The 535-nt window shown below is 62.1% G+C and carries 2 pseudogenes; one reads left to right on the forward strand and one right to left on the reverse strand.

Annotated features, from left to right (window positions below):
• A pseudogene (locus tag ACK4TH_RS13185) lies at window positions 1-247 on the reverse strand (transposase); the annotation flags it as partial.
• Window positions 248-384: 137 nt separating this feature from the next.
• Here ACK4TH_RS13185 and ACK4TH_RS13190 point away from each other — a divergent pair.
• Window positions 385-535: pseudogene (locus ACK4TH_RS13190) on the forward strand (IS5/IS1182 family transposase); the annotation flags it as partial.

Raw genomic sequence — 535 nt, forward strand, 5'->3', positions numbered from 1 at the left:
TGTCCACTCCCTGATAGCCCGCATCGGCAAAGACGTCGGTCTCTTGCCCGTGCAAGAGCCGATGCGCCTGCGTCACATCCGAGACGTTGGCAGCGGTGGCCACCACCGTGTGTACCAGCCCTGTCTCGGCGTCGACCCCAACGTGCGCTTTCATGCCGAAGTACCACTGGTTGCCCTTCTTCGTCTGGTGCATCTCAGGGTCGCGCTCACGGCGGGCGTTCTTGGTCGAGCTGGGAGCAGCAATGAGGGGGTCACTCTCGCTCATTTCCAGTAAAATGCTGATTTGTTCAGCGTGTCCTTAACAGGCCGTTGAAAAATCCCTCGCCACCCCCCGCGTCGGGCGGTACGATCTGAGGCCATCCGCGAACGACGCAGACGAGCACGATGAGAAGCAGTCAAGACTTCCAGGGGGCGATGTTCAGCACCATCAGCCTCGAAGAGCGCGTGCCGCAGGCCCACCCACTGCGCAAGCTGCGCGCCGTGGTCGATGCCTTGCTGGCAACCATGAACCGCGAGTTCGAAGCGGTCTACGCCC

It is taken from the genome of Tepidimonas sp. (assembly GCF_046292505.1).
Taxonomy (GTDB): domain Bacteria; phylum Pseudomonadota; class Gammaproteobacteria; order Burkholderiales; family Burkholderiaceae_C; genus Tepidimonas.